The organism is Serratia sp. HNCC26DJ206 (assembly GCF_057180605.1).
In genome coordinates this window covers 1-904 of record NZ_JBXUGP010000118.1, presented here as the reverse complement: position 1 = coordinate 904, position 904 = coordinate 1, and the positions used below count along the sequence as shown (strand labels likewise).

Genomic DNA, 904 nt, shown 5'->3' with positions numbered 1-904 from the left:
ACCGTCATCTTGCACGGTCGCCGTACCAATCACCGCCGTGCCGTTGTACACGGTAACGGTGTTACCGGCTTCCGCGCCGGTGCCCTTGAGGGTCGGACGGCTGTCGTCGGTGGTACCACCTGCCACCACGTTGCCTTTAATGGCCCCGACCGTATCGTCTACCCCGGTGATCGCCACTTTGCTTGCATCCGGTGCGCTGAAGTCCAGCGTCAGGCTAAAGGTGTTCGATGGTGCGCTGATGTTACCCGCCGCATCCGTGGCCGTGACCGTAAAGCGGTGCTCCCCCTCCGCCAGTGGCGTGGTCGGCGTAAAGCGCCAGGTGCCTGTGGCATCGGTCTGTACCGAGCCCAGCAACCCGTTCTGATCGGCGATCTTCACCAGGCTGTTGACTTCCGCACGGCCGGTCAGCGTTGGCGTCGGATCGTCCGTCGCACTGCCGTTGGTCATCGCCTGTGGCTGTACGCTGCCCACATCGTCCGCTGCCGCGTCAATGGTCGGCGCATTCGGCACCACCGCATCCACGGTAAACGCCCACTGGCCGCTCTCACTCACATTGCCTGCCGGATCCTTGGCGGAAGCACTCAGGCTGTGTGCGCCCTGACCCAAGTCGGTTTCTGGCGTAAAGCGCCAGTTGCCGCTGCCGTCCGCCGTCACGCTGCCCAGCACCGTGCTGCCGTCGCTCACCGTCACCACGCTACCAGCCTTCGCCGTGCCATTCAGCGTCGGACGGGTGTCGTCCGTCACGCCGTTCTGCACGATGTTGCCCTGCACGCTGCCCACGTCATCCGTCAGACTGCCCAGTTGCACCTGACCCGGCACCACATCTACCGTGACCGCCAGGTGTTCCCCTTCGGCGCTGGTGTTGCCCGCGGTGTCGGTGACCGTGGTGGTAAAGTCATGTGCG

Annotated in this window: 1 protein-coding gene; it reads right to left on the bottom strand. The window is 64.7% G+C overall.

Annotated features, from left to right (window positions below; genetic code table 11):
* Positions 1–904 (bottom strand): Ig-like domain-containing protein (locus tag AC2A1E_RS24200; RefSeq protein WP_484385874.1); only part of this gene is annotated, 904 nt, incomplete at both ends.